This window comes from Pseudomonas sp. MF08875 (assembly GCF_059862525.1).
This window is the reverse complement of record NZ_JCBCUW010000065.1, coordinates 1-26,498: the sequence shown is the minus strand read 5'-3', so window position 1 is coordinate 26,498 and position 26,498 is coordinate 1. Positions and strand designations below refer to the sequence as shown.

Here is a 26,498-nt window from a genome sequence, read left to right as displayed (position 1 = left end):
CAACATTTCCATGCTGATCACCCTGTGTTCTCCTGCTCGAAAAGTGAGCAGAAGCAGTTGAACACCTGGGTCAGTTTTCAGTCGGCAGAACAGCCTTTACTGGGTCAGTTTTCGGTCAGCGGCAACAGTCCCCAGCCTTGTGTGGACTGGTAGAAGCCTAATCCCTGATAAGCGCTGCGCTGGCTCCCTTCACAGGCGATGGCATACCCCAGGGTGAGAGAGCTGCGTGCGGTCTGGTTACCTAGCTGCTGGCGCAGTTGGCCTTGGGCATCATCCAGTTGCCAATCGCTGGCAGGTTGGCCATCCAGGCCCACTGTTTGCACACCACTGATCGTCCCGGGATGGTTGGTGGGCGCGCCGATACCGGCACTGAAGGGCGCAGTTGCTTCGCCGTTGTACACCTGCGCAATGACCACCGGTTGATCGATGTCGGCATGGACGTAGCTAATCACCACTTCACTGCCTATGCGCGGTGTGAAATTCTGGCCAAAGTGTGCACCGGCCAAAGCTTCGGCGACACGGATCCAAGTGCCCGACGTTTCGTTGCCAGGGGCATGTGCGTTGTCCTGCAGGGCGCCCGCCAGGGGGCGGTCACCACTTTGCCAAAAAAACTGTACCCGCACTTGGTGGTCGCGGTTGCTGGTGATGATTTGTCGGTGTGCCCCGACCACGGTGGCGGTCTGTACACCGGGCGCCTGGGGACGGGGTAGGCGGGTTGGCACGATCGGCACATTCGGCGCAACGGCGTGGAAATGGTTGGCGTAGGTGCCGTGCTCCAGAGTGGCTTTCCCCAACCGGTTGGCAAGAAGCAGGCCGAGATTATTGCTTGCCACATGCCTGATCTGCCGGCAAACCAGAGGTAGGGCCCCCAGGGCTTGATGTTGATCCAGGGTATAACGAATACCCAGTCGCAGTTGCCGCGTCGCGCTGTCTCCCTGATAGCCGTGGCATGCCATGCGACGCGCATTCAACAGATGGTTGGCGGCCTGGCGTGCTTGGCCCGACGTTTCGAAAATGGTCGTGGGATTTGCATCAAACATTTCCAGTTCAGGCAACGCGGGCCCTTCGGCGATGGCGTTGTTGGCGGTCCCGCTTACCCCCAGCAGTTGCTCCGCGTTCCAGGCGCAGGTTGTTACCGCACCATTGGTGATTTGGCGCTGCTCGCCCAGGCAACGAATACCGTCATCGGCTTGCGGTGTATCTTCATGGGAGAAGATCAGCGCGCCGCCGTCAGGCCACTGGTAGTCCCGCTCAATAATCACCAACCTGGCACTATCCGTCGCGCTGCCACCGTGTTCAAAATAGAAACTCAAACCCTCTTCGGATAACAGCCGGCAGACGAACTCAAAGTCGGTTTCTCGGTACTGCGTGCATAATGCACGGCTCGGCCGCAGCTGGGTAACCCGTGCGTCCCACTGGGCCTGGGGGTAGTCGGAAAAAATTCGTGTGACGATCTCCAGGGCGTCGAGATCCTGGAAAATCACGGTATTGCGACGTCGCTTGAGTAAGCTTAACCAGGTCCCCATGTGCAGCCGATAGCGTGCGATACCGCCGTCGCTTCCGCGCTCTTCTGTGCTGAACACGATGCCTTGCCAACTGCGTTGCTGCCCATCCATTTGCGCCAGTTGCATGTACATGGACGTTCCCGCTAATGCAGCCAGATTCAACGAGGCTGAAGGGCTGATGCAGTCGAGCGTAAAAACTGGTTCTTCATTGATCGCTTCGACGCCTTCCCAGTGCTCCACCACCAATGCGTCCGGCAGAGCGGTTTGCACGTGCAGCAGACGGTTGTGCTGTGAGAGCAACGAGGACCAGTCTGTGGCATCCATGTCAGCCGGTGCGGGCATGTGGAGCTCCTTCAGGGCAGGGTGATGGTCAGGCTGGCCGTGCGTGTGGGAAGCTGAATCACATTGTCGAGTAAGGCCATTTGCTTTTGAGTGTTGCTTGAAAGCGTCAGACTGAAGGCGGTAAAACTGATTGCTCCAACAATCCCCAAGACTAATGCGGGCGTCCACAGCGGAACTTGACGACGCAGGAGGTGGACGACACTGTCCGGTGAGGCCCAGCGGGGGGCGAAGGCGGTTCGTTTGCCTTTGAGAAATACCAACTCTTCGCCCAAGCGGGCGGTTAGATAGCCCAACTGTTCCGAGCCTTCCAGGCGATATTTACCCTGAAAACCCAGCAATAGGCACAAGTGATAGACCTCCAGCGCCTGCAAGCGAATCGCCCCTTTACTGCGCAGCTCTTCCAAATAAGTGAAGAACTTGTCCCCCGCCAACTGATCGCCGAACATCACCAACTGCATCGGATTGAGTTCCCATTGGTCACGGAAGGGGCAATCGGATGCGGAGAGAATCAGCTCGTCAATGGTTGCGCAAAACGCATACTTGGCGGCATGGATGTCTTCGCTCGCGATACCTGCGGTAGTGGCCGTGTTCTCGATCCGGGAAAAAAATTGCTTAATCGCTGTGCTGAACGCTGGGAGGTGTTCGGGAACTTGGCGGCGTTGAATCATGAGTAGCAGATAAAAGCCATCGGACATCAGATCGATCAGGCGTTGTGGAATATTGCCTGTGGGGCTGAGAATTTCTGTGGGGGCAGGTATGTGAGGGGCACTGGTATGGGTCATGGCATCAGGGCTAGCAGTTCAAGTTTCAATTCGGAGAGACCGTTGGGGATGTACACCGTGACGGTCTGGCTTTTAAGCATGTGTTCGTACAATGACCCACGCGGTTCAAGGGCGAAATACAACATGCCTGGTCGCACAGGGATCGCGGACGGTGGCACGGGGATATAGGTCAATGTCACACCGGGCATAGAGGAGGTGACGAGTTTTTCAACCGTATCCGGTGAGCCAATCTTTACCGTGCGCGGCACGATTTCTGCGAGCTCTGCGCCAGCCTTTTCTGCACTGACACCCAAGTAGAGGGTGCAACTTCCATCAATGCGCTCATTGTCCAGGCGACCTTGGTGGTAGGCCGGTTTCACTTGAGCAAGTGCAATGCTGAAGTAACGAGCGGAGATCACGGTGTCTATCAGAGTGTGAATAATGGTGAATAGGGTGTTGAAACCAGGTGCTGGGTGGCGGTGGTCGTAAGGTGGTAGATCAACTAGGCGATGCGTCTTGGAAAACGTTAGCAGGGCGCCTGCCAAACGAAGCAGTTCCTGATGCACGCGCTCAGGATGCAGTCCTGGGTGCTGGAAGAGGTGAGAAAGACTGGCGCATGCGGTATTGCTGGTGTGCAACAACCAGAACGACGCGATGTCTCCAGCCCGAAATTCAACGACATTTTGCGAGGGCTCGCGCAGTGCCTCTTGCATGACCTGAGCCTTCGCGTCGAGGGCTTCAAGCAGCTGGCGTAACTTGATTTGCAGGTTGGGCATGGCAGCCAAATTGACGGAGGGCGCCATGTATTGATCGTCCACCTCAAAGCCTCCGGTACTGCTGCGTTTCAAGCGCGCTATTGGAATAACTTCAAAAGCGTCGTGCGCCTGGTCTTGCGTCAGCAAACGAACGGCCGGGGCTAGGAATGCCACTTCGCTTTCTTCCGCCTCCGTGAACATATCCGGAGTGTGTTCGTTGTTCTGTGTATAGCGACCAGTGTTTGCGCTTAAGTCGCCGGTAGCGAGGTTGCGACCGTACGGGGTCAACTGCGGCAATGCCAGATAGGTGGTGATTTCGGAGACGCCAAGGGGTAGATCTTGAAGCGCGATGGCCGGAGGCAGTGGGGCGCCTTCTGGCGCAGCGTAGAGTTCACCACCCGGAAATACCGCCGACACCTCCAGCACACGCAATGTGCCTTGGGTCAAGGTCGCTTTGTCGATTTTCAGGTGTTGAATGCCCCAGGCGTAAGGCTGCAGCAACTGACGCATCTGGCTCAGCCTTGTCTCGTGATAGCGGTCCTGCTGCTGAAAAAGCTGTGGGCGCAGAAATAGTCCTTCACCCCACAGTATTTTGGTGTTGTGACTCAATGGAGGGCTCCTTGTTGGGGGGAATGGAAATATCGCCCTTATCGTTTGCTCGGGCATTTGACCGTCGCCAGTGTGTCGGTGGCGCCGGTCGCAGTGCTGATCAGTGCTCCTTGGGTGGAGGTGAGGGCGCATGCATGAACCCCCAAGGTAATTCCCGTCGAAGCGGAAGCATTGGCGTCATACGCAAAACGCCAACGCCGCTCGGCCGGCTCCCGGAAAAACGCAACAATGCCAATGTAAGCGGCACCGTTTTCCAGCTTTTCGTTGAGTTCGTAATGCTGCTCGGGCAGCAACAGCATTTCCCTGGAGTTGACCAGGTCTGAGCCTAGTGCCCTGAGTTCCTGTACATCGTCCAGGAAACTGTCGAAGGGCGTCTGTTCAAAGCGGTCAGTGGCGCGCAAGTGATAAATTTTGATGACCTGTGCCAGCGGTTTTTTATGGGTGCCCTGATTCATATTGGCAGCGGTATGAATGCGTAATGGAATCAGGGTGCTCTTGTCTTCCTGTGTTTCATTACTTGAGCAGCCCATCAAAAAAAATATCCCAATCAGAGGCAGGTACTTAATGTTATTTCCAAGTGCGGTTATGGAGTTGATGAGAAGATGACGAGTGTATTCTTTTTGTGTGTGCATCGGTCAGTAGCTCTAGAACATAAAAATGGTGGTGTTGAGTTATGACACTAAGTTGGTTCGGAGGCTGTCGGCTGCTGGAAGATTGCCTACGCTGAGAATACGAGAATGTACGGCTCTTACCCTGCGCGTGGAGTGTCTAACGGGGCCTCATTGCGACCAATTTGAAAGGTTTGTTTGTATTGGTCAAGTATGAGTGCTGTTTTATGCTGTTTTGGTTTATGTAAAGAGGTGTTTTTCTCAGATAGAGTAAGATGATTTTATTTGTTCTGTAGGAAAAATTACCAATTAAAAAGATCCATGGAAGTTAGATAAAATTTGTTTGCAAGCATTTTTCGGTTGTTATACGGTTCGGTTTCTTACCTGTGCCGGTAATGATTTGCTGGGCTACTGGAAACTCAAACGCTATATGCGGATCTTTTTTGTCAGGGAGGGATGGTTGTGCGTGCCATTCTTGTTGTGATTGGTTTTTTGATGGCGACGGGGTGCGCAATGCAATCTGCGCAAGATACGCCTACGTTTGAACACTTAATGTTTAAGGCAGATGAACGTATTCAAGCGCGTAACTTTGAAGCGGGTAGGAAGTTGCTGTCAGAGGCTGCGTCCATGGAGCCCACTCGAAAAGAGCCTTGGTTGCGCCAGGCTGAGCTGGAGTTCGAGGCTGAAAATTACGGTGCCGCGATTCTGGCTGCGCAGGAAGTACTGCAGCGGGATGCGGCTAGCACTCGTGCTGACGCCATTCTGACGGTGTCAGGCTTGCGAGTAGCGGTGCAGTCATTGGGAAGGCTGCGCGATGAAAAGGACGTAAATGGCCCTGTGCATCAAGAGGCGCAAAAGCTTGCGGCGAGGTTGCGGGAAACCTTGGGAGCCAAGGCATTGCTGCCTAAGGCCAAAGCTGCGCCACGTAAGCCGGTGCCTGTACCAGCCAAAGCTGCGCCAGCGGCGTCGAGCTCCGATCCGTTCTCCAGCCTGCCGGGCATGAACTGAGAGTGAACCCTTAAGTAAGTATTTGATTGAGGCGGTAGCTGCTATGGCTAAGAAGGAAAGTGTGCAAAAACGCCTGCAAAAGGTGCGGGCGCCTAGGATTCAACTGACCTACGACGTTGAGATTGGCGATGCCATCGAGCAAAAAGAGTTGCCCTTCGTGGTCGGGGTTTTGGGTGATTTTTCCGTAAATCCGGAAACACCTTTGGCACGGCCGAAGGATCGCAAATTTGTGTCGCTCGATCGGGATAATTTTGACGAGGTTATGGCAGCAATGGCGCCACGCGCTACGTATCGGGTGGCCAATGCCCTGACGGGAGAAGGCGAGTTTGGCGTGACCTTGAACTTTCAGTCGCTGGAAGATTTTGGGCCAGAGGCCCTCATTCGTCAGGTGCCAGCACTGCATAAACTACATGAGGCCCGCAGCAAGCTGGCAGACATGCGCAACAAGATCTCAACCAACGAGACCCTTGAGGATGTACTCAGCGACGTGCTGACGAACACTGAACAGATGGCTGCGATTCGTCGCGAATCCAAGGGGGATGTATGAACACTGCAAATGCTCTTGGTGATGTGAGTGCGCCGACGTTAAATGAAGGTGCGAGCCTGTTGGACCAGGTTGTCGAGCAAAGCAAGATTGCTAAATCAGAGTCGGAGCACCTTCGAGCCCGTGACCTGATCGCAGAATTAGTTGCTGAGGTCATGCAGGGTACGGTCGTGGTGTCGGAAAACCTTGCCCGTAGCCTAGATGCGCGTATTGCTGAGTTGGATCGGATGCTTTCGGAACAGCTTTCGCTGGTCATGCATGCTGCAGAATTTCAGCAGCTCGAATCCAGTTGGCGTGGTTTGCACCATTTAGTTACTGAGTCGACTACCGGGGCCATGATAAAAATCAAGGTCTTCAACGCCTCGAAAAAAGAGTTGATGCGCGACTTTAAAGCAGCGTTGGAGTTCGACCAAAGCTCGCTGTTCAAGAAAATTTACGAGGAAGAGTTTGGCACCTTTGGTGGTGCGCCGTTTGGTGCGTTGATTGGTGACTATGCGATCACCCGCCAACCAGAAGACCTGTACTTCCTTGAACAAATGTCCCATGTCGCGGCTGCCGCCCACGCGCCATTCATCACTGCGCCTGCGCCGGAACTGCTTGGGCTGGAGAGTTTTGCTGACCTGGGCCGTCCGCGCGATATGGCCAAGGTGTTTGATACGGTTGAATACGCCAAGTGGAAATCCTTGCGCGATTCGGAAGACGCCCGCTATGTAGGCTTAGTGTTACCGCGCTTTCTTGGGCGCCTACCGTACAACCCTATTGATGGCATCACTATCGACAGCTTCCCTTTCGTAGAGGATGTAGATGGTCGTGACCATTCCCGTTACCTGTGGTGTAACGCTGCTTACGCGCACGGCGTACGTCTTACGCAAGCATTTGAAAACTTCGGATGGTGTGCCGCAATTAGGGGTGTTGAGGGGGGTGGTCTGGTGGAAGGACTGCCGACTCATACCTTCAACACCGATGATGGTGAAGTAGCGCTTAAATGCCCGACTGAAGTGGCCATCACTGACCGCCGTGAAAAAGAACTCAGCGACCTGGGCTTTATTTCCCTAGTGCATTGCAAGAACACCGATTACGCGGCTTTTTTTGGCGCGCAGTCATTGCAAAAGCCGCGTAAGTACAACACGGACGCGGCAAACGCCAACGCGCTGCTCTCCTCGCAATTGCAGTACATCTTCGCGGTGTCGCGAATTGCTCATTACCTTAAGTCGATGATGCGCGACAAAATTGGCAGTTTTGCTTCGGTGTCCAGCGTTTCAACCTTTCTAAACACCTGGATCAGCCAATACGTGCTGCTCAATGACAACGCTAGCCAAGAGGCCAAAGCCCAATATCCCTTGCGTGAAGCGTCTATTCAGGTTTCTGAAGTGCCCGGGCGTCCTGGTGTATTTCGCGCTGTGGCGTTCCTACGTCCCCATTACCAACTTGACGAACTGTCGGTATCTCTGCGTCTGGTCGCGGAGTTGCCTGCAGGCGTGAAGGCATAGAGTGACTGTTGCATCAACCCTCCCTAAAAAAGGACGAAGTAATGAAAGACATCTACCTCAAAATTGGACAGCCGGATGTGAAGGGTGAGTCTCTGGATAAGGACCACGCGGATTGGTTGGAAATCGATTCTTGGGTGCATGAAATTCGCCAACCAAAATCGTCAACGGCGTCCGCAACCGGTGGTAATACTGCCGAACGTTGCGAACACGATGCGATGGAGTTCACCAAGACCATGGATGTCACCAGCCCGCAGTTGTATGAAGCAGCGTCCAGTGGAACCACCTTCAAAGAAATCACCATCGAGTTCTTTAAGCGGGACGGCGAAGGTCAGCGCGTGAAGTATTTGGCGATCGATTTGAAAAACGCTGTGGTAGCCAGTATCGCGCCTAAAGTAGTGGCGGGACAGGAGCCTATGGAAACGTTCAGATTGAAGTATGCCGCCGTGCAATGGCGCTACACCCAGAAAGCCAGTGGTGGCGGCCAGCAAGGCAACACCCAGGGTGCGTGGAGCTTGACCAAGAACGACAAATCGTTTGCGGTCTGATTGACGGGTTAATTCGGGCCATGGCGTGGTCATGGCCTCGAACTACTTTTCCAAAACATTTTCTGCATGGCTCTGGGTGAGTATTTCTCGGACCAAAGGACTACTTCTGAGTGAAAGGATACGAACCTAGCCTGCTGGAAAAGCTCTTTGATGAGGCACCGCATAGCGTTGCTCAGGGTAAATTTACTCGGCACACCCTGGAGCAGTTCAAGGAGTCCGTGGCGCTGGATGTTGAGGCTTTGCTCAACAGTCGCTTGGTCATGGAAGAAGACGTTTTAAAAGAGTTCCCACATTGCCAGGCGTCATTGATGACCTATGGCTTGCGCGATGTATCAAGCCGTAGCCTGGCGAGTTCTGTGGACCGTGCGTTTATCTGTACGGCGTTGGAAAAAGCCATCGCCCTGCACGAGACGCGTCTGAAGGATATCCGTGTATCTCTGGATAAGCACCGACGTGCTTCGGGGGGCTTGCGCTTCTCGATCAGCGCAATGTTGATTGTTCATCCGGCACGTGAACCTGTCAGTTTCGATGCATTACTGCAGCCCAGCACTTTGCAGTACCGCGTCAGTAAAACCCGCCGCTTGGCGGTGAGTGAGTAAATGTCCATGGACGATCTCCTGCCGTTTTACGAACGCGAGCTGGCTTTCCTGCGCGGTTACTCTCGTCAGTTTTCTGAACGTTATCCGAAAATTGCCGGTCGGTTGTTGCTGGCCGGCGACGTCAGTGAAGACCCCCATGTCGAGCGGATGATTCAATCGTTTGCGCTAATGGGCGCACGCATCTCGAAAAAGATCGAAGACGATTACCCCGAATTTACCGAAGCACTGCTGCAAGTGCTGTACCCGCACTATTTGCGACCCTTTCCTGCATGCTCGATTACCGCGTTCGATCTCGGTGACGGTGCGGGGAAGCTGTCCGAATGCGTGACATTACCGCGCGGATCGGAGTTGTTGTCCCGTCCTGTGCGGGGTGTGGAATGTCGGTTTCGCACAGTCTACGACGTGACTTTGGCGCCATTGCGCATTGCATCGGCGCGTTTTAGCCCTTTGGTCCAGGCACCCCGAGCTGTGCAAATACCCCTCAAGGCCAGCGCCCAGCTTTCAATTACCTTCGAGCTCCAGTCTACTCATGGCTCCATGCGAGAGCTGGGGCTGGATCATGTTCGATTGTTTATCGACGGTGAACCTTCGTTTTGTGCAGTGCTGCGCGATGTGCTCGCGCTGAATGTCGCAAAGGCCTATCTCGAGTCGAGCGACAGCGGGCAATGGCAGGCACTCTGCGCGTCACCGATGAAAAGTGTTGGTTTTGCCGAGAATGAGGCGCTGATTGATTGGCCGGCGCGCGCCCATCCGGCGTATCGGTTATTGACGGAATTTTTCGCGTTTCCAGAGAAATTTGGTTTCTATGACTGCGATTTGAGCGGTGCTCAAGGCCGGCGTTTCACGCTGCATCTATTGCTCAGCGATGTGCTTCCAGGTTCGACCGCTTCGCGGCTGCTGGAAGGGCTATCCGCCGCTAACGTGCGCTTGCACTGTACGCCGGTGGTGAACCTGTTTCGACAGCACGCACGTCCTATTTTGGTATCGCACCAGGCTGTCTCATACAGCGTTGTCGCAGACCAACAAGCGGCGTCTGCGTTTGAAGTGCATGCCATCGAATCAGTCACCCGTACCACCGAAACAGCAGGTGGAGAATCCCAGAGTGAGATCCGGCCATTCTATTCGTTGCACCACGGCGAATGCCAAGAGCGTAACGGTCTTTACTGGGTGGCACACCGGGATGAAAATCTGGCGCGTAAAAGCCCTGGTCATGAACTGCAATTGACCATAGTCGATCCTGACATGGACCCCATTTCTCCAGGCAATTCGTCATTAAGCCTGGAGCTGACCTGCAGCAATCGCAATCTCCCTGAGCAACTCGCCTATGGCGTGCCGAGCGGAGATTTACGTATGCCCGGTGGCTCCCTGGCACAGCGTATTTCGCTGTTGCGCAAACCTACGGCAGCCGTGCGTTTTGCCTGTGATCGCGGCGCGCAATGGCGCTTGATTTCCCATTTGTCGCTCAACCACCTATCGCTGGTCGAGGGGGGGGCTGCTGCGTTTCGCGAAATGCTCAAGCTCTACGACTTGCAGCGTTCAGCCACGACCGCCCGGCAAATCGAAGGTATACACGAGCTAAACCACCGCCCGGTCACAGCCTGGCTGCCCGGAAAATACTTCGCCAGCGTGGCGCGCGGGACCGAAATACGGTTGGTGATCGATGATGAAAGCCTTGTCGGTATCGGCCTACATATCTTTGCCCAGGTGCTGGATCACTTCTTTGGGCTTTACGTTCACGCCAACAGCTTCACGCAACTGGTGCTGATATCCAAACACAGCGGTGAGGAGGTCCTTCGATGCCAACCCCGAAGCGGCGACTCGATACTGGTGTGATCGCTCGGATGGTCGAGCAACCTTATCGCTATGAGTTTTTTCAGGCGGTTAGGGTGCTTGAGCATCTGTTTGTTGGGCAGGGCGATCGACCCGGCGACGTGGTGGGTAAGCGGCTGCAATTTCACAACACATTAGCCTTGGGCTTTCCGGCCAGTGAGCTTGAACGGATGGAGGTGTTGGCAAACACCCCCGAACAGGGACTGGAACGTGTTGAACGATGGCAGGCGCATTTTCAGGGTCATCTTGATTCTGTGTCACTGACGCCGGCGTTTTTTGGCCTATTGGGAGGGCAGGGAGCGTTACCTCTGTCCTACACCGAGCGCCTGGGCGAGCGGGAGTTGGTCCATCGCGATCGGGCTGCGCGAGCTTTTCTGGACATCTTCAGCAACCGCGCCACGGCGTTGTTTTACGGCGCGTGGAAGAAGTACCGACTCGCTTTGCAGTACGAGTTGGATCGCCAGGGGCGTTTTCTGCCGTTGACCCAAGCCTTAACCGGCTTGACTCAACGCTCTCTTTCCAACGACCCCGCATCGGGCGGTGTATCCGACCCAGCCCTTGCGTTCTACAGCGGGGCCATCGGCCATCGGCCGTTGTCGGTGACGTATTTACAACGCGTACTCAGCGAATATTTCCAGGTACCCATACGAATTGAGCAGTTTGTTGGCGGTTGGCATTCGGTACCAACGGATCAACGCTCTTTCCTGGGCGCCCCCGGCTTGACATTAGGGCGCAATGCCTTGGTCGGTGGGCGGGTCTGGCAGCGCGATTTGCGCATGCGCTTATGGGTAGGGCCGCTGTTACGCGAAACGTTTGATGACTTTTTGCCCGGTGCGAACGCCGCTAAGGCGTTGGCAACATGGCTGACCTTGATGGTCGGCAGCAGCCTGGAGTTTGAGGTGTGCCTGGTCCTGAAAGCCGATCAGGTGGGCGGGGTAACCCTGTCACCAATAGGCAGCAGACGGTTGGGCAGGGATGCGTTCCTGGTCACCCAGGCGCAACACATGGATCGCACCGATGCCCGTTACCAGATCGTCACATTGCATTGAACACGTGGGGCAACGCTGACGGCTTGACCACGACATTTATCTAGGACGCACGATGAGCATTTCACTGAAAACCCTGATCGCCAAACTCAACACCACCTGCCGTCAAGCCGCCGAACAAGCCGCCAGCCGTTGTCGGGCGCGCGGGCATTTTGAGGTGGAGGTTGAACATCTGTTGTTGGCCTTGCTGGAGCAGCGCCACAGTGATGTGTCCGTCATCGTCAAGCGCAGCGGCTTGAGCCTGGAGCAACTGGAGGCGGAACTCAGTCAGGAGCTGGGCACGCTACGCGACGGTAACACCCGCACCCCGGTGTTCTCGATGCAACTGCCGGTATGGCTCGAAAGCGCCTGGCTGATTGCCTCTCTGGAAGCACAGGACGGGACTATTCGTAGCGGTCACTTACTCCTCGCATTACTGACCCAGCCGGCCCTGGCGCAACGGGCGACTCGTAGTTCGACAGTTCTGGCGCAGTTGTCGCCTGAAGACCTTAGGGCTCATTTCGATCGCTTCACCGAAGGCTCTCAGGAGCAGGATCATGTCAGCGGGGCTACGCCTGAAGGAGAGGCCAGTGAGAGGGCCGCTGTGCGGGTGAAAACACCGGCGCTGGATCAGTTCACCACCAGCCTGACCCAGCGCGCCCGTGACGGGCTACTGGACCCGGTAATCGGGCGTGAGATGGAAATTCGCCAGGTGATCGACATCCTCATGCGCCGGCGGCAAAACAACCCGATCCTCACCGGCGAAGCCGGTGTGGGCAAGACGGCCGTTGCCGAAGGACTGGCGCACGCCATCGTCGCCGGCGATGTGCCCAGCGCGTTGCTGGGCGTTGAATTGCTGGCGTTGGACATGGGGTTGCTGCAAGCCGGGGCCAGCGTCAAAGGTGAGTTTGAACTACGCCTTAAAAACGTCATTGAAGAAGTCAAAAAGCACCCGGTCCCCATCATTCTGTTTATCGACGAAGCCCACACGTTGATCGGTGCCGGGGGCACGGCTGGGCAAAATGATGCTGCCAATCTGCTCAAGCCTGCCTTGGCGCGCGGGGAGCTGCGTACTTTGGCGGCCACCACATGGTCCGAGTACAAAAAGTATTTTGAGAAAGATGCGGCACTGGCCCGTCGCTTTCAGATGGTCAAAGTGGATGAGCCGTCTGAGCCGGTAGCGGCCGCGATGTTACGAGCGTTGGTTCCATTGATGGAGCGGCACTTCAATGTCCGCGTGCTGGATGAGGCGGTCACTGAAGCGGTGCGGCTGTCGCATCGCTATATCAGCGCCCGGCAACTGCCGGACAAGGCCGTTAGCGTGTTAGACACGGCTTGTTCAAGGGTCGCCTTGAGCCAAGGAGTACGGCCCGCGCTGATTGCCGATCTTCAGAAACAGTTGGAGCAACTGGAGGTTCAGCGCCAGGCCTTGAACCGTGAGCTAGCCAGTGGCGCACAGCATGAGAAACGCTTGATTGAGCTGCAAGCGCAATCGCAGACGCTGACCCAACAGTTGGACGAGGCCAATGCGCTTTGGCAGCAAGAAGCCTCGCTGGTCCAACGTATCGCTGAACTGCGAGCCGAATTAGAGCACGCACCTTCCTCGACCAATCCTCCTGCGCCAGGGCGTAAAAAAGTTTCCGTGTCGCCTCGGCGATTGGAGCTGGACGAGGCCTTGGGCGCCTTGGCCAAGGTGCAAGGGGAAAATCCGTTACTGCCCTTGCAGGTTGACGCCAATGTCATTGCCCAGGTGGTTTGCGCATGGACTGGCATTCCTTTGGGCAAGATGGTCAAGGACGAAATTCGCACCGTGCGCACTTTAGGTGACGTACTGGAGACCCGGGTGATCGGTCAGCCCCACGCCTTGGCCGCTATCGCACAGCGGGTGCGTACCGCGCGTGCTTATCTTGAAGACCCCAGCAAACCCAAGGGGGTATTCCTGTTCGTCGGACCTTCCGGCGTAGGCAAGACTGAGACCGCTCTGGCCTTGGCCGATGCGCTGTACGGTGGTGAACGCAAGTTGATTACCTTCAACATGAGTGAATACCAGGAGGCACACAGCGTTTCGGGGCTCAAAGGCTCGCCGCCCGGGTATGTCGGTTACGGCGAAGGCGGGCAACTGACCGAAGCCGTGCGACGTAACCCGTACAGCGTGGTGCTGCTCGACGAAGTAGAAAAGGCTCACCCGGATGTGCTCGAACTGTTTTATCAGGTGTTTGATAAAGGCGTGTTGGACGACGCCGAAGGCCGCGAAATCGACTTTCGTAACACGCTGATAATCCTCACCAGCAATACCGCCTCGTCGCTAATCATGCAGGCATGCCTCAACAAAACGCCCGATGAACTGCCGGATGTCAAACAGTTGTCGGAGCTGATCCGCCCCACGCTGTACAAGACCTTCAAGCCTGCCTTTCTGGGGCGCATGGATGTGGTGCCTTATTACCCGATCAACGATGAGTCGTTGGCCGCGATTATCCGTTTGAAACTGGATCGCGTCGGTCGCCGTGTCGAGGCCAATCACCAAGCTGAGTTCCACTACGACGATGCGCTGGTTGAGTCATTGCTGGTGCGTTGCACTGAAGTGGACATCGGCGCCCGTGCCGTTGACCAGATCATCAATGGCAGCCTGCTTCCGGAAATCGCCGACGCCGTTCTGGCACGCATGGCCGAGGGGCAGGCGCTGTCTCGAATCAAAGTCGGTGCCAATAAGCGCGGCTTTACCTACCAGATCAAGTGAACTCCATCGGGAAGGATGACCTGTGACGTTCTCCACCGCCTTAACGCAACAGCAACGCCTCTTGCAACTGCATACCCCTTTGGGCGCAGACGCGCTGGTCGCCGAGTACCTCGACGGTTGGGAGGCGCTGGACCAGCAGGGGTATTGCTTGCAACTCAGTGCCTTGTCCGCAGACGAGCGTTTGCCTATTGAGCAACTGGTCGGCGCACCGGTGTTGTTGCAGATGCAGTGTGCTGACTCGCGCACGGATATGCGGGCCTTTCATGGGCATGTCAGCCATTGCACCCGCGTTGGCAGTAATGGGGGCTTGGCCCGTTATCAGTTGTGTATCGAGCCGTGGCTGAGCCTGCTGCAACACCGGCAAGACAGCTACGCCTTTCATGACCTGACTGTGATGCAGATTTGCGAGCAAATCTTCGGGTTCTATAGCCAGGGCGTGGTTCAGCCGCGGTGGCGCTGGGCCCTGGCGGATCCGGGTGTGTACCGCAAGCGCAGCCTAACGACTCAATATCAGGAAAGTGACCTGGCGTTTGTGCAGCGCTTGTTGGCTGAGGAAGGCATCGCCTATCACGTTGAGCATCTCGGCGATGCCCAGGCCCCGAACCTGGGCAGCCATACCTTGGTGCTGACCGACAGCAACAGCAAGCTGGCCCCGCATGCACCGGTATCGGTGCGTTTTCACCGCAGCGACGTCACCGAGGCAGAGGACAGTGTTCAGCACTGGGCAGAAGAACAACGTTGGAGGGTGGGGCAGGTACAGCGCCAAAGCTGGGACTATCGCAGCCATTCATTGTTGTCAGCGCACGCTCAGGGCGGCACGGGCATCAGCGGCTGTGTGGACCAGGACACGGCCGGCCCTTACGCCTGGACGGACACCACCCAGGGTGAGCAGCGTGCCCGTCAGCACCTCAATGCCCAACAGGTTGCGCGTCGGCAAGTGCACAGCCTGGGGACATGGCGGCGCCTTGCAGCGGGCTCCCTCCTGTGTCTGAGTAACCACGACAGCGTTCAGGCAGACGAACCCATGCTGTGCATCCGTGTGCGCCATCAGGCCCGCAATAACCTGGATGCTCAACTGCAAGCGGCCGTGCTGGCAGGGCTGGGGCCGCTGCCTGACCAGCCGCAGGCCGTCTATCGCAACCACTTCACCTTGATCCCCGCCAGCCATCCCTATCGCCCGCAAACCCAGGACGGTCACGGCCGCCGCCTGCATCCTGTCCCAACCGTCCACGGCGCGCAGAGCGCCATTGTGATCGGCGACGGCAGCCCGGTGCTGACGGACCGTGACCAACGCATCAAGGTGCAATTCCACTGGCAGCGCGGTGAACGCTCCTCCAGCCATCGCCCCCACCCGCGCGCGACCGACAATGCACCGGCAGACGCCAGCGTGGGCACGTGGGTGCGCGTGGCCGCGACCCAGGCCGGCGGCAATTGGGGCAGCGCCTGGGTGCCTCGGGTCGGCCAGGAAGTGTTGGTGGAGTTCCTTGAAGGGCATATCGACCGCCCCGTGGTCATCGGCTCGTTGTACAACGGCCGGGGCCAGGTCGAAGCGGCGCATAACCAGATCGCGGGCGGGCCCTCGGGCAGTACCGGCAATGCCCCGGCGTGGTTCCCCGGTAACCAGCACGCGGGGGTACTCAGTGGCTGGAAAACCCAAGACCTGTCCACCAGCGCCACCGGCAACGGCGGCTATCGACACCTTCAGTTCGACGACACCCCCGGGCAAAGCCGCGTCCAGCTCTACACCACCGACCAAGACACGGGCCTCACCTTAGGGCACCTCAAGCAGACCCAAGACAACAAACGCCTGGCCGATCGAGGCTACGGCATCGAACTGCACACCCGGGCCCAAGGCGCTTTACGCGCCGGCACCGGGCTCTTGCTGACCACGGAGCCGGCGGACCAGCAAATGCAGGCCAAGGGGCTGTTGGCCGAGCTGGAAAAAGCCCAAGAGCAAGTGGACCAATTAGCCGACAGCGCCACCCAGCAGAATGCCGGGCTCGCCCACGACGGCAAGCCATTGCCCACCCGTAAAGCCCTGCAAAACAGCCAGGAAAGTCTCCAGGCAACGCAACAGGGAAGCGCAGCAGGCTCGGGCATCGGCGGTGGCGAAGGGCAAGTCGCGGCATGGAGTAAACCGCTTCTCGCGCTCTATGGCCAAGCGGGCGTACTCAGCCTGACCCCCAAGCACCAGATCTGGGCCACCGGTACGCAATGCCTACTCAACGCCGGCGCCGACATCAACCTCACCGCCCAAGGCCACACAGCCTTCCTCGCCGCTCAGGGCCTGGTGCTGTTTACCCGAGGCACAGCAGGCGACAACCGCCCCATCGCGAACACCGGCATCGCCCTGCACGCCGCCACGGGCGCGGTCAGCGTACAAGCGCAAAGCGACAAAATCAGCGTTGCCGCACAGCAGAACATACGCATGGTCAGCACCCAAGGCAGCGCCCATGTCCAGGGCAAACAGCAGGTGTCGCTGAACGTGCAAGGGGCAACGATCCGGTTGGGAGGGGACAACATTGAAATCCACGCGCCGGGGGCGGTGACGTTCAAGGCGCAGCGTCATAAGTTGACCGGGCCACGTAAAATCACGCCGATGTTGCCCGCGCTCAATAAGCCTGTGTGTGTGGAATGTATGCGTCGATCGGCACAATTTCATCAACCCGTCGCGGTTCGAGGCTAGGCATATGAAGACCTTGCTGGAACGTTGGTACTTTGCCGCGCAACAAGCCAAAGAGGCCCATCCTGCGCTGCAACGTTATTTGCTGATCGATGCAGCGCAATTGTCCGGTAATGCTCTGCCGTGGAAGGATCTGGTCGAGCGTGGGCAAGTCGAAAACCTGTTAAAGGGCCAACCTGAAGCGAGCGCCCCGCAAGTCTGTGCCTTGTTAATCTCCTATGAGTCACATTGGGTCGATGGGCTACTCACACGCTCTCTCGCCCGTAGACCTTTTGCGTTTACGTTGCTGGTCAGCGCCTTGCCCCAAACCCAACTGGCTAATGCGTTGGCGCGCAAAACCAGCATTGCACTCTCGGAGCATCGCACCGGTTTGATGCGCTTTTACGACTCGGCGGTGTTGCAATCGTTGATTCAGGTGCTTGGGCCGCGGCGTAGTAATGCATTGTTGGGCGAGGCCCAAGCCTGGATGTTTGTGCGGCGTGATGGCGAAGTTGAGACGTTGATGCCCTCGGTAGAGTCGCAGGGGCGTTCTTGGGTGTGGGCGCTAAACGATCGAGAGTTGCAGGCTTTGGAGCGACTTGGTCTGGCCGACCGTGTTGCAGCGCAACTGCGTTGGCAGGGTGTTCTTTCTGTGAACTCAGACCCCATTCAAACCTACCAGGCTATTTCAAAGTTATTTGGAATGTTGAATGCGAGTAAAAGCTCAGGCGAAGCACAACTTTATGATGTGTGCGCATTGATATTGCCGGCTGCCCTTGAAAAATTAAATGACCCTAAGCTCATGTCCATATTTGAACGCTCTCGAGATAAGCCCGCAATGCTTTTGGATCAAGTATTTGATTGGGTGGAAAGTATCAAGGAGGGGGCTTGATGATTCGCTTGATGAATAGCAGGTGGGTAATTGTTCTGGGTGCGACTCTGCTTTCTGGGTGCGGAGATACGTTATCTTCCTCACCTAGAACTGTTTGCATTAGTGGGTACAATCAAAATGATCGAAAAATACATATGTTTTGGTTGGACAATGAAAGTAATGCCGGGTGTTGGGGTAATCCTCCAGGACGAGATGTTGACCAGGTTTACGGAGGGGGTGGGAAGTTTAACTGTGGGTGCCGTGTTACTCCCGGGAAACAAGTCAGCTTGACTTGGAGTCTCGCACGAAGCCTCAAAGAGTTCGAAGCAGGTGTGCTCAGGCAAGAATTCTCTACACTGGTAACCATTCCGCAACCTGAGTCTTCAACGTCGCGATATTTTCGTGCGTACTTCATGAAGGATGGCACTGCCAAGCTTCAATGGGTCGACAATATGGGCGCGCCAGAATTATCACCAACTTCGGCAGGTGATCTGCCATGAGTAACCAAGAATCAAGTTCTAAAATACGCTGTTTTAGAGTACGTAACCAGAGTGGATGAGGCGGTTGTGTGAGCGCGGTGTTGCTTCGATTGGTTTGGAATGCCTGAGCTGGGATGTCGGCAGTGAAGCGCTGTCAGGTGTTTTTTGATTGGGCGGGGTGGAATTACTATGGTCCGCGTGACAGGTAAGTTTGTGGTGCTTGTTGTATGTGCGGTTTTTCTTTCCGGGTGCGGAGAGGATTCATCTTTTAAATCCAGAAGCGTCTGCATTACGGGGTATAACCAGTTTGAACGAAAAATCCACGAATTTTGGCTTGATGGTGAAAGCAATTCTGGATGTCATGGTAATCCATCTCGTCGCGAGCTTGACCAAGTGTATGGCGGTGGTTCTAAGTTTACCTGTGGATGTCGTGTTACTCCCGGCAAGGAGGTCAGTTTGTATTGGGTGTTTGCTCAGAGTAAAGCCGAGTATGCCGAAAAAATTCCAGAGGTACAGCGAGAGGTTCGAGTAACTATTCCACAGCCGGAGTCTCCTACGTCGCGATATTTTCGTGCTTATTTTATGAAAGATGGCACTGCCAAGCTTCAATGGGTCGACAATATGGGCGCGCCAGAAGTCGAGCCCTCACCCGAGGATGGGATTTTATAATGATTGTGAAATTGCTGTGGGCCGGTGTTGCGACTGTCTTTTTAGCAGGCTGTGGAGATATTTTCGCTCCGTCCGCTAAAACAGTTTGCATTAGTGGGTACAACCAAAATGATCGAAAAATACATATGTTTTGGTTGGACAATGAAAGTAAGGCCGGGTGTTGGGGTAATCCTCCAGGACGGGAGGTCGATCAAGTTTACGGAGGCGGTGGCGGATTTAATTGTGGATGTCGGGTTACCCCCGGGAAACAAGTCAGCTTGACTTGGAGTCTCGCACGAAGCCTCAAAGAGTTCGAAGCAGGTGTGCTCAGGCAAGAATTCTCTACACTGGTAACCATTCCGCAACCCGAGTCTTCAACGTCGCGATATTTTCGTGTGTACTTCATGAAGGATGGCACTGCCAAGCTTCAATGGGTCGATAATATGGGCGCGCCAGAAGTCGAGCCATCACCCGAGGATGGGGTTTTATAATGATTATGAAATTGCTGTGGGCCGGCGTTGCGACTGTTTTTTTAGCAGGCTGTGGAGATGTTTTCGCTCCGTCGGCTAAAACAGTTTGCATTAGTGGGTACAACCAAAATGATCGAAAAATACATATGTTTTGGTTGGATGATGAAAATAAGTCCGGGTGTTGGGGTAATCCGCCGGGACGGGATGTCGATCAAGTTTACGGAGGGGGTGGGAAATTTAACTGTGGGTGTCGTGTTACTCCAGGTAAGGAGGTCAGTTTGTATTGGGTGTTTGCTCAGAGTAAGGCTGAGTATGCCGCAAAAGTTCCCGAGGTACAGCGAGAGGTTCGAGTAACTATTCCACAGCCGGAGTCTCCGTCGTCGCGATATTTTCGTGCGTACTTCATGAAGGATGGCACTGCCAAGCTTCAATGGGTCGACAATATGGGCGCGCCAGAAATCGAGCCATCACCCGAAAGCGGTATTTTGTAATGATAATAAAACTGTTGTGGACTGGCGTGGTGACTGTTTTTTTAGCAGGCTGCGGCGAGTTTTTTGCTCCGTCCGCTAAAACAGTTTGCATTAGTGGGTACAACCAAAATGATCGAAAAATTCATATGTTTTGGTTGGATAATGAAAATAAGTCTGGGTGTTGGGGTAATCCTCCGGGACGGGATGTCGATCAAGTTTACGGAGGCGGTGGTGGATTTAACTGTGGGTGTCGGGTTACTCCAGGTAAGGAGGTCAGTTTGTATTGGGTATTTGCTCAGAGTAAGGCTGAGTATGCCGCAAAAGTTCCCGAGGTACAGCGAGAGGTTCGAGTAACTATTCCACAGCCGGAGTCACCGTCGTCGCGATATTTTCGTGCGTACTTTATGAAGAATGGCACTGCCAAGCTTCAATGGGTCGATAACATGGGAGCGTCGGAGTTGGCGCCGGCTGAGGGTGGTCTGTAATGAGCGATCGGGAAATAAATAATAAGGATACGGCTCTGGATCGTGTTAGAGCCGAATCGGAGCAGAGCTGTCCAGTGTGTCAGCAAGTAATATGGATGAGTTTTTATTTTGATGGGTTTGGTTTGTCCGATAAGTCGGGGCCGCGCTCTAATGTACTAAAACTTAACCTCGTTGCTTATGAAGAGCTAAACAAAGGCTTTCGAAAGTTTTATTATCCTGGGCTAGGTGCTGAATTTGACCCCGAGACCAGAGTGTTGGCCGCCGCCTTAGCTGATAGAGCGCGTAGAGATGCCACCGAAAAAATACAAGAGACGGCTAAAGACACAGCTGAAGAAACTGCCGTCGAAACGGTGAGTGACGCGTGGAGCCGAAGCAAAGGTATTCGCAATAGAAGCTTGCCTCAGCGTGCCATTTGGACCGCCGGCGAAGTATGGGACGAAGGCAAGGAGTCGGTTGGCAGAATGGGCCGGCAGGTAAAACGCATGGCTAAAAAACCTCGCAAGCAATGGGCGCGCATCGAACGTAACCTGCGCCGCGAGTGGCGTGGCTACTGGGGTGAAGTGACGCGTCATCCGTGGCGACTAGTCAAGACGACGACACTAACGGGTGCCAAGGTAACGGCGGGTTATGTTGCCGAGTCTTGGGGCTTGCTGCGCGATGCGTCGATGATCGCGGCGTTGTTCAACACGGGTGTTGACTCCCGCTTGAATGCTGCTGAGCGTGACTTTCATATGACGATCTTGAATGCCAAGGAGCGCTTGCCGATCAACAAGATTCAAGTTTCGATCTTCGGCTACGACATGGGCGGCGGTATCGCTCTGGCCTTTGCCAATCGGCTGCTGGATCAGATTGCACCCGGTGGCCTGTATGAGGGAGTGCCCGTGCAAATCAAGTTCATGGGGTTGTTTGATTGTGTTACCAACCGCTATGACGAAAACTTTCTTACAGGCTTTATACCCTTGAGCAACAGCGTGTCTTCGGCGCTAGTGGTGCCGCCGCAGATCGAGCGTTGCGTGCATTATGCGGCAGCCCACGAACTGCGTTTTTATAAACCCCTGAGCATGATCGGCGCCAACCCCGAGGATTATCGTGGGCCACGCCAGGAGCGGCTGTTCCCAGGCTCTCAAGTGGATGTAGGCGGTGGGGCGGACGACGGTGAAGACGGTGTATCAGACAAGCTCTCGCGATATCCATTGCAGATGATGTACCACCGTGCCTATGGGGCGGGAATTCCGATGCCGAGTTTGGATAAGTTGGCGGAAGTGGACCGTGATTTGTACCAAACCTTTGTCATCGATCCCGAGATCACTATATTTCAGCGCAATTACCGTAACGCCGTTAAAAAGTTAGTGGCGATCACCCGCGATATTCCATCGCTGGTACTTGAGTCAGGGCTTCCGGTAGAACGTGCCAAACCAGAGATAACCAACGTGCAATCCTCGGCCTCTCAATGCGTGGCTCCTTATGTTCCACAAACAGTCACCCTATTGCCAAAAAACATCGAAGAAGAATTAAGCGGTCACACCGTCATTTTTATCCACTGGCTGCGTATGTGGTACGACCAGAACGAGGGCAGCGCCGGGCGCAAGACCAGGGGCTGGGGCCTGGGTGAGCCGCTTGATCCTAAAGCCTACGGCCGTTATCAGAAATTAGTCGACGAACTGGCTTATTTACAACGCAATGCTCGCTCAACCTCCCAGTTCAATAATGAGCAGGCCATGCGACAAATTAACGGCGAAGTGCCTCCCGATGTTTTTGTGACCGATCCGCAAGCGCAAGCGCTGTATTGGTTATGGAATAACCCAGGTGCTCGAATTCCAGAGATTGAAGCGTTGTACCCGCACTTTATCAACGATGTTCATGACAGCATGGCTGAATCTAGTATCGAATCAGATTTTGGAAATTTGGTACATGCAAAACACTACATGAATAGACGCTTAGTTCAAAAACTATCGACTCAACCCGCGCGGAGTGTATTGGATTGGCTGGAGTTGGCGTATGAGAAATTTTTTAGTAAGTGAGGCAATATTGAAATCCACGCGCCGGGGGCGGTGACGTTCAAGGCGCAGCGTCATGCCTTAACGGGCCCAAAGAGCGGGGCCCCTAATCCAGTTGTGTTGAATAAAGGCCGGTTCACGAGTTGTGAGTTCAAAAATAGCGAAGCGGACATGACAGGTGCATCAGTTGTTTAGGAAAGGGGAGACTTCTATGGACGAGGTCGACATCAGTGCAATCAAGGACCAGTTGTTTAACAAGGTGGAGGTGTATCCCAACACCTATGTTTTGCTGGACATGGCGCGTCCTCACGCATTGGATCAAGTTGTGCGGGATCGGGCGCAAGAAAATATGGCGTACTTGAAGCATTCCGATTTCGCTCAATGGCCTCAAAAAGCGCCACTACTGGTGAGGTTAGAGGATCGTCACGACCCGTTGTTGGATGCCAGTGTTGACCTGGCAGTACAACAAACGATGAGTTCTGCGTGTCGTCTACGGCAGGTTGGTGGTTGGTTATTTTCCTCGCTGTCCCCAGCGCCGTTGGCGAGCCTGTTAAGTTCGAAGCTCAAGCTGCTGCACGCTAATGGTAAGGCCCGGCTGCGGTTCTATGACCCTCGAGTGATGGCACAACTTCCTGTTGTTTTCGACATGCCGCAGTTGATGTAACTCGAGAGTGGTGTCGAGCAATGGAACTATTTGAATGAGGGGGCACAGTTACAGCAAACGACATATCCCTCCTCTGCAGCTATAAGTCGAGCGCCGTGTCTCGCGGGTGCCGAGCAGTGGTCAGCATTAAAGCGGGTTGAAGTCGTTAACTCGGCAGTTCAAATATTACGGGCGCTGGGATGTTCCTATGAGCGTGACTGGGTCGCTCAAATAACCCTGTTAGTCCAGCGCGCGATTGGACAAGGCCTCACGGGAGGAATGGAGCAAGCAACTTTCGCAGTGTTAGGCGTTTGGTTGCATCGCAATTTTGACCAGCACCCTCGTATTCGCCAAGTGCTGGAGGACGCCCGGAAAGTGGGGAGCAGCTTTGGTGAAGCGATAGGCGCAATGAGCGGCGATGAACTTCTACGTATAAAACAGGACATGGAACAGACCCATGCAGGCTAGTTTTGTCAGCCCCTCAGTGTTTTTTACGCAGTTGCAGGGGGCAATGCTGAATACATCACAGGTGGTCACTGTCCGGGTGACAAACGCCACGAGCATACATAGACCGAGGCAACGCCAAAGTGTCGATCGAGTCACTCATCGGATGATATTGCTGTGAGCAATCCAATAATAAAAGCCGTCCAACATTCAGTGTTGGCGAATACGCCTGGCAAATGCTCTTTCTGTGACAAGCAGGGCTTGCTGATTTTTCCATTGCGGCACTCGGCTTTCTGCAGCGACAGCCCGCAGTTGCTGGATAAAGTCTCGGTGGTGTCGCTGGGTGAATCCTTCGACTTTCCCCAGGTACGTTTCGGTACGCGGATGTTGCGCAAAAGTTACCTGTATGTGCTGGTGGAGCGTAAAGGGCTGAAAACCTGGCAGTCGTATTTTGTGACCGACGATGCGCGGCTTTACCAGTTCGCGCCACTTTATCCGCCGTCACCCAGCCTTGCCTTCAGTTGCTATCGGGACGCCAACGCGGCTTCTACCTCGGTGGTGAGTATTGAAAAACCGCAAGAGGTGAATAGCACGTACTGGTTGTACACCCCGGACCCATTGTCCGAAGCCAAGCTGGACGAATACCAAACGTTTGCGGCGGCGTTCGCCCATGACGGAAAAATGCAACGGTTTAGCCCGGCAGACTGGGTCAGCGGTCGCCGCCAGCAGCCGTTTAGCCTTGAGCCCAGCGCCTTGGCGCAATGGGTGCTGGAGTACAAGGCGCTGGGTATCCGGGCCACGGCGACGGCTCAAGATGCGGCCCCGACGCATTTGGCCGCGCGCTCCCCAGCACTGCTCAATGCCCTGAATCAGCAAGCGTATCCGCCGCTTTGTCCTTCTGATGCGCTGCAGAGCGGGCGTCTGATGGCGTCACAGGCGCGCCTTGAAACGCTGCGCGACACGCTGGAACACGGGCAGGGCGCGGCCCTGGTGTTGCGCGATGGCATTGGGGTGACCCAGGAATTGAACGCCTGGCGTAATGCCGCCCTGGAGGGCGCGGAGCCCTGGCTGAATGAAGAGCAGGACGGCGTCAACAACCATTGGCGGGTTCAAGTTGCTTTGCGGCTCAAGGACGTGCGCGAGGGCATACGTGAGCACCGTATTCAAAAAGCCGATGAGAGCATCGACACCTGGGCGTACGACAGCCACACCGAAGACAACCTGCAAGGCATGTTTCCAGACAAAAACAAAGACGAACGGGAAGCTTACGTTCAGCGTGTGCTGCGCCAACGCAGTGGGAGGATGAGCGAACTCGAATTGATCCTTGAAGAGTCCAGTATTCGCAAAGAGGCGAAACGGCTTTACCCGGATACCGGTGCCGAGGCACGCGAAAGCATGCGCGAGTCGGCCAAGGCTGCCACGCGCCAGCTCATGGGCGAAGAGGCCATCGAGCGGCGTAAAAAACGCGCCGAAGCGCAGGCGCTCAAGTTGTTCGATCAACTCGATATGAATGAGGTGGATGCGGTACTCGCACAATTCGACGCGAAAACCGCCGAGTGCGAAGCCACTGCCCAAGCGCGGGCCAGCGATCATGTGACGGTGCTGCAAAGTCCCTACCTGCTCAATGCCCTGTATGCCTACGACCCGCAGGACTGGGCACGCGGTTGGGCGTTCGCGATCCAAACGGCCCTGTGCACGCTGGGCATGGAGGCGTGCCCACCTGGCCAGGCCTTGCTGGCACAGTGGTGGGAAGACACGCACATTGCCGACGGCAACCTGTTCTGGCGCGGCTATGCCCTGAATCAACAGGCACTGCTCGAAGACACCCGCGTGGGCTTGGCTGAAAGCAAATCGTTGTTCGCCAGCCTGCCGCTCAAAGACATCGCCGCCATCGCCATCCAGGAAATCAAACGCGGTAAAAGCATCATCACGTCTTTCGAGAAGGCCAATAAGGTCCTGGCCGATGGCGAAAAACTGACGCCCATGGACTGGCTGGCCCGCTCACAAATGGGCGTGTTGATGGGCTGGTATGCGCAACTGGCCAAAGGGGTATTTACCTACGGCTCGCCCAACAGTGTCGATAAGGTCATGGCCAATGTGCTGGTCACGGCGGTGAGCTGGCGCCTTGGGAAATACGCCCCGCAGTTACGCCTGGAGGAGTTGGCAGAAGCCAAAACACCGAAAAGCATCGATCAGGTACGTGCGCAGTTGCAGGTACGGGTGCGGGCATCGGTTCAAGCGGAGTTGGAGTCCGGCAAGGTGGGTAACTTCTATGCGTTGCGCATCGGCGTGATCGTAGGGCTATACGAAGCGTTCCAGCTCTATAACAAAGCGCAGGCGATGCCGGATGGCAATAAGCAAAAAGCGGAGTTTGCAGCGGCAGCGCTGGCGACCACCGCTGTTGCGCTGGACTTGATGCACACCGGGGCGGAGTGGACCAGCAAGAAGTATGGGGCTGGGACTGCGACAGGTCGGATTGCAGCAAATTGGGGTGGGGGGTTGAGGTTATATGGGGGGTTTTTGGGGGCGGTCAGTGGGGCGATTGGTGGGGCTCTTGATTTTAATGCTGCCAGTGAGCAGGCGAAGAAAAAACGCCCGGTTCTTACGTATGCATATATTGCTAGAACGATTAGTTCATTTGCAATTACCGCATTAACTCTAGGTGTAGCAATATCTGGTAGTGGTCCATACCTACGTATGCTTATGGCTCGAACTAGTAATAAAGTGGCGCTGGTTGTGTTGTCGGCACTTGAAGCCTTTGCCACTCGTTTAGCTACGGATCAATTATTAAGAATGATGCGTGCTGGACTAGCCCGTCTCGCATGGGTCGGATTGATTATTACGGGGGCGGTTGCAGGAGCTGAGTGCAACACGGTTATTGAATTGAAGCGGGCGCATCGTGCCGCATAGTCATGGCGTTCTGCATCACCTCGCCCATCATTTCGATCGGACATTTGAAATCGAAGCGTTT

At 55.4% G+C, this 26,498-nt stretch carries 20 protein-coding genes; 16 read left to right on the top strand and 4 right to left on the bottom strand.

Translation table 11 applies throughout. The features are described 5' to 3' along the window. Positions 1-104: 104 nt before the first annotated feature. From AC19YT_RS25585 to tssJ, 4 genes are read right to left on the bottom strand one after another with little or no spacing between them, the layout of a single operon-like run. Positions 105-1,847, bottom strand: coding sequence for a type VI secretion system Vgr family protein (locus tag AC19YT_RS25585; protein ID WP_500611252.1), 1,743 nt, complete (start codon positions 1,845-1,847; stop codon positions 105-107). 11 nt (positions 1,848-1,858) lie between these two features. Continuing rightward, on the bottom strand, positions 1,859-2,629 hold the full coding sequence (gene icmH, locus AC19YT_RS25580) for a type IVB secretion system protein IcmH/DotU (protein ID WP_095109835.1): 771 nt from the start codon (positions 2,627-2,629) through the stop codon (positions 1,859-1,861). Beyond that, entirely contained in the window at positions 2,626-3,972 is a 1,347-nt protein-coding gene (gene tssK, locus AC19YT_RS25575; RefSeq protein ID WP_095109834.1) for a type VI secretion system baseplate subunit TssK, read from the bottom strand. The genes icmH and tssK overlap by 4 nt, the downstream gene beginning before the upstream one ends. A gap of 38 nt (positions 3,973-4,010) precedes the next feature. Then, positions 4,011-4,604, bottom strand: coding sequence for a type VI secretion system lipoprotein TssJ (gene tssJ / locus AC19YT_RS25570; RefSeq protein ID WP_095109833.1), 594 nt, complete (start codon positions 4,602-4,604; stop codon positions 4,011-4,013). A 438-nt stretch (positions 4,605-5,042) separates the two neighbouring features. Between tssJ and AC19YT_RS25565 the strand changes: the two genes are divergently transcribed. The 16 genes from AC19YT_RS25565 (at position 5,043) to AC19YT_RS25490 (ending at position 26,437) form a co-directional block, all read left to right on the top strand. Beyond that, positions 5,043-5,588 carry a hypothetical protein gene (locus AC19YT_RS25565; protein ID WP_500611251.1) on the top strand — a complete coding sequence of 182 codons (546 nt, stop codon included), beginning with the start codon at positions 5,043-5,045 and terminating at the stop codon, positions 5,586-5,588. Between the two features lie 43 nt (positions 5,589-5,631). Continuing rightward, positions 5,632-6,135: a type VI secretion system contractile sheath small subunit gene (gene tssB, locus AC19YT_RS25560; protein ID WP_500611250.1), complete on the top strand. Its 504-nt coding sequence runs from the start codon at positions 5,632-5,634 to the stop codon at positions 6,133-6,135. Continuing rightward, positions 6,132-7,622, top strand: a complete 1,491-nt coding sequence (gene tssC / locus AC19YT_RS25555) for a type VI secretion system contractile sheath large subunit (protein WP_095109830.1) — start codon at positions 6,132-6,134, stop codon at positions 7,620-7,622. The genes tssB and tssC overlap by 4 nt, the downstream gene beginning before the upstream one ends. A gap of 41 nt (positions 7,623-7,663) precedes the next feature. Further along, positions 7,664-8,167, top strand: coding sequence for an Hcp family type VI secretion system effector (locus AC19YT_RS25550; RefSeq protein ID WP_095109829.1), 504 nt, complete (start codon positions 7,664-7,666; stop codon positions 8,165-8,167). 110 nt (positions 8,168-8,277) lie between these two features. Beyond that, positions 8,278-8,766 carry a type VI secretion system baseplate subunit TssE gene (gene tssE / locus AC19YT_RS25545; RefSeq protein WP_095109828.1) on the top strand — a complete coding sequence of 163 codons (489 nt, stop codon included), beginning with the start codon at positions 8,278-8,280 and terminating at the stop codon, positions 8,764-8,766. 6 nt (positions 8,767-8,772) lie between these two features. Then, a complete protein-coding gene (tssF, locus tag AC19YT_RS25540; protein WP_500611249.1) occupies positions 8,773-10,599 on the top strand; it encodes a type VI secretion system baseplate subunit TssF in 1,827 nt (608 codons plus the stop codon). After that, the gene (tssG, locus tag AC19YT_RS25535; protein WP_095109827.1) at positions 10,563-11,645 is read left to right on the top strand and encodes a type VI secretion system baseplate subunit TssG; all 1,083 of its coding nucleotides are present in this window, start codon (positions 10,563-10,565) and stop codon (positions 11,643-11,645) included. The genes tssF and tssG overlap by 37 nt, the downstream gene beginning before the upstream one ends. 58 nt (positions 11,646-11,703) lie before the next feature. Then, a complete protein-coding gene (gene tssH / locus AC19YT_RS25530) occupies positions 11,704-14,358 on the top strand; it encodes a type VI secretion system ATPase TssH (protein ID WP_500611253.1) in 2,655 nt (884 codons plus the stop codon). A 22-nt stretch (positions 14,359-14,380) separates the two neighbouring features. Further along, positions 14,381-17,044 carry a type VI secretion system Vgr family protein gene (locus AC19YT_RS25525; RefSeq protein ID WP_500611248.1) on the top strand — a complete coding sequence of 888 codons (2,664 nt, stop codon included), beginning with the start codon at positions 14,381-14,383 and terminating at the stop codon, positions 17,042-17,044. 4 nt (positions 17,045-17,048) lie between these two features. Beyond that, positions 17,049-17,912 (top strand): DUF4123 domain-containing protein, encoded by an 864-nt coding sequence (locus AC19YT_RS25520; protein WP_500611247.1) that lies wholly within the window; start codon positions 17,049-17,051, stop codon positions 17,910-17,912. A gap of 647 nt (positions 17,913-18,559) precedes the next feature. Then, the gene (locus AC19YT_RS25515) at positions 18,560-19,039 is read left to right on the top strand and encodes a hypothetical protein (protein ID WP_500611246.1); all 480 of its coding nucleotides are present in this window, start codon (positions 18,560-18,562) and stop codon (positions 19,037-19,039) included. Then, positions 19,039-19,509 carry a hypothetical protein gene (locus AC19YT_RS25510; protein WP_500611245.1) on the top strand — a complete coding sequence of 157 codons (471 nt, stop codon included), beginning with the start codon at positions 19,039-19,041 and terminating at the stop codon, positions 19,507-19,509. Before AC19YT_RS25515 ends, AC19YT_RS25510 begins: the two co-directional genes overlap by 1 nt. Next, positions 19,509-19,979 (top strand): hypothetical protein, encoded by a 471-nt coding sequence (locus AC19YT_RS25505; RefSeq protein WP_500611244.1) that lies wholly within the window; start codon positions 19,509-19,511, stop codon positions 19,977-19,979. Before AC19YT_RS25510 ends, AC19YT_RS25505 begins: the two co-directional genes overlap by 1 nt. Positions 19,980-20,442: 463 nt before the next feature. Further along, complete coding sequence (locus AC19YT_RS25500; protein WP_500611243.1) at positions 20,443-22,464, top strand: phospholipase effector Tle1 domain-containing protein; 2,022 nt, start codon at positions 20,443-20,445, stop codon at positions 22,462-22,464. 187 nt (positions 22,465-22,651) lie between these two features. Further along, a complete protein-coding gene (locus AC19YT_RS25495; protein WP_500611242.1) occupies positions 22,652-23,104 on the top strand; it encodes a DUF4123 domain-containing protein in 453 nt (150 codons plus the stop codon). Between the two features lie 600 nt (positions 23,105-23,704). Then, on the top strand, positions 23,705-26,437 hold the full coding sequence (locus AC19YT_RS25490; protein ID WP_500611241.1) for a T6SS effector BTH_I2691 family protein: 2,733 nt from the start codon (positions 23,705-23,707) through the stop codon (positions 26,435-26,437). Positions 26,438-26,498 lie beyond the last annotated feature (61 nt).

Bases quoted from the DNA above. Each gene is read 5' to 3' on its own strand.
- AC19YT_RS25495 (WP_500611242.1), top strand. From the start codon at position 22,652: ATGGACGAGGTCGACATCAGTGCAATCAAGGACCAGTTGTTTAACAAG.
- icmH (WP_095109835.1), bottom strand. From the start codon at position 2,629: ATGACCCATACCAGTGCCCCTCACATACCTGCCCCCACAGAAATTCTC.
- tssG (WP_095109827.1), top strand. From the start codon at position 10,563: ATGCCAACCCCGAAGCGGCGACTCGATACTGGTGTGATCGCTCGGATG.
- AC19YT_RS25505 (WP_500611244.1), top strand. From the start codon at position 19,509: ATGATTATGAAATTGCTGTGGGCCGGCGTTGCGACTGTTTTTTTAGCA.
- tssC (WP_095109830.1), top strand. From the start codon at position 6,132: ATGAACACTGCAAATGCTCTTGGTGATGTGAGTGCGCCGACGTTAAAT.
- tssF (WP_500611249.1), top strand. From the start codon at position 8,773: ATGGACGATCTCCTGCCGTTTTACGAACGCGAGCTGGCTTTCCTGCGC.
- AC19YT_RS25500 (WP_500611243.1), top strand. From the start codon at position 20,443: ATGAGCGATCGGGAAATAAATAATAAGGATACGGCTCTGGATCGTGTT.
- tssB (WP_500611250.1), top strand. From the start codon at position 5,632: ATGGCTAAGAAGGAAAGTGTGCAAAAACGCCTGCAAAAGGTGCGGGCG.
- AC19YT_RS25515 (WP_500611246.1), top strand. From the start codon at position 18,560: ATGGTCCGCGTGACAGGTAAGTTTGTGGTGCTTGTTGTATGTGCGGTT.
- tssJ (WP_095109833.1), bottom strand. From the start codon at position 4,604: ATGCACACACAAAAAGAATACACTCGTCATCTTCTCATCAACTCCATA.
- AC19YT_RS25585 (WP_500611252.1), bottom strand. From the start codon at position 1,847: ATGCCCGCACCGGCTGACATGGATGCCACAGACTGGTCCTCGTTGCTC.
- AC19YT_RS25520 (WP_500611247.1), top strand. From the start codon at position 17,049: ATGAAGACCTTGCTGGAACGTTGGTACTTTGCCGCGCAACAAGCCAAA.
- AC19YT_RS25550 (WP_095109829.1), top strand. From the start codon at position 7,664: ATGAAAGACATCTACCTCAAAATTGGACAGCCGGATGTGAAGGGTGAG.
- AC19YT_RS25510 (WP_500611245.1), top strand. From the start codon at position 19,039: ATGATTGTGAAATTGCTGTGGGCCGGTGTTGCGACTGTCTTTTTAGCA.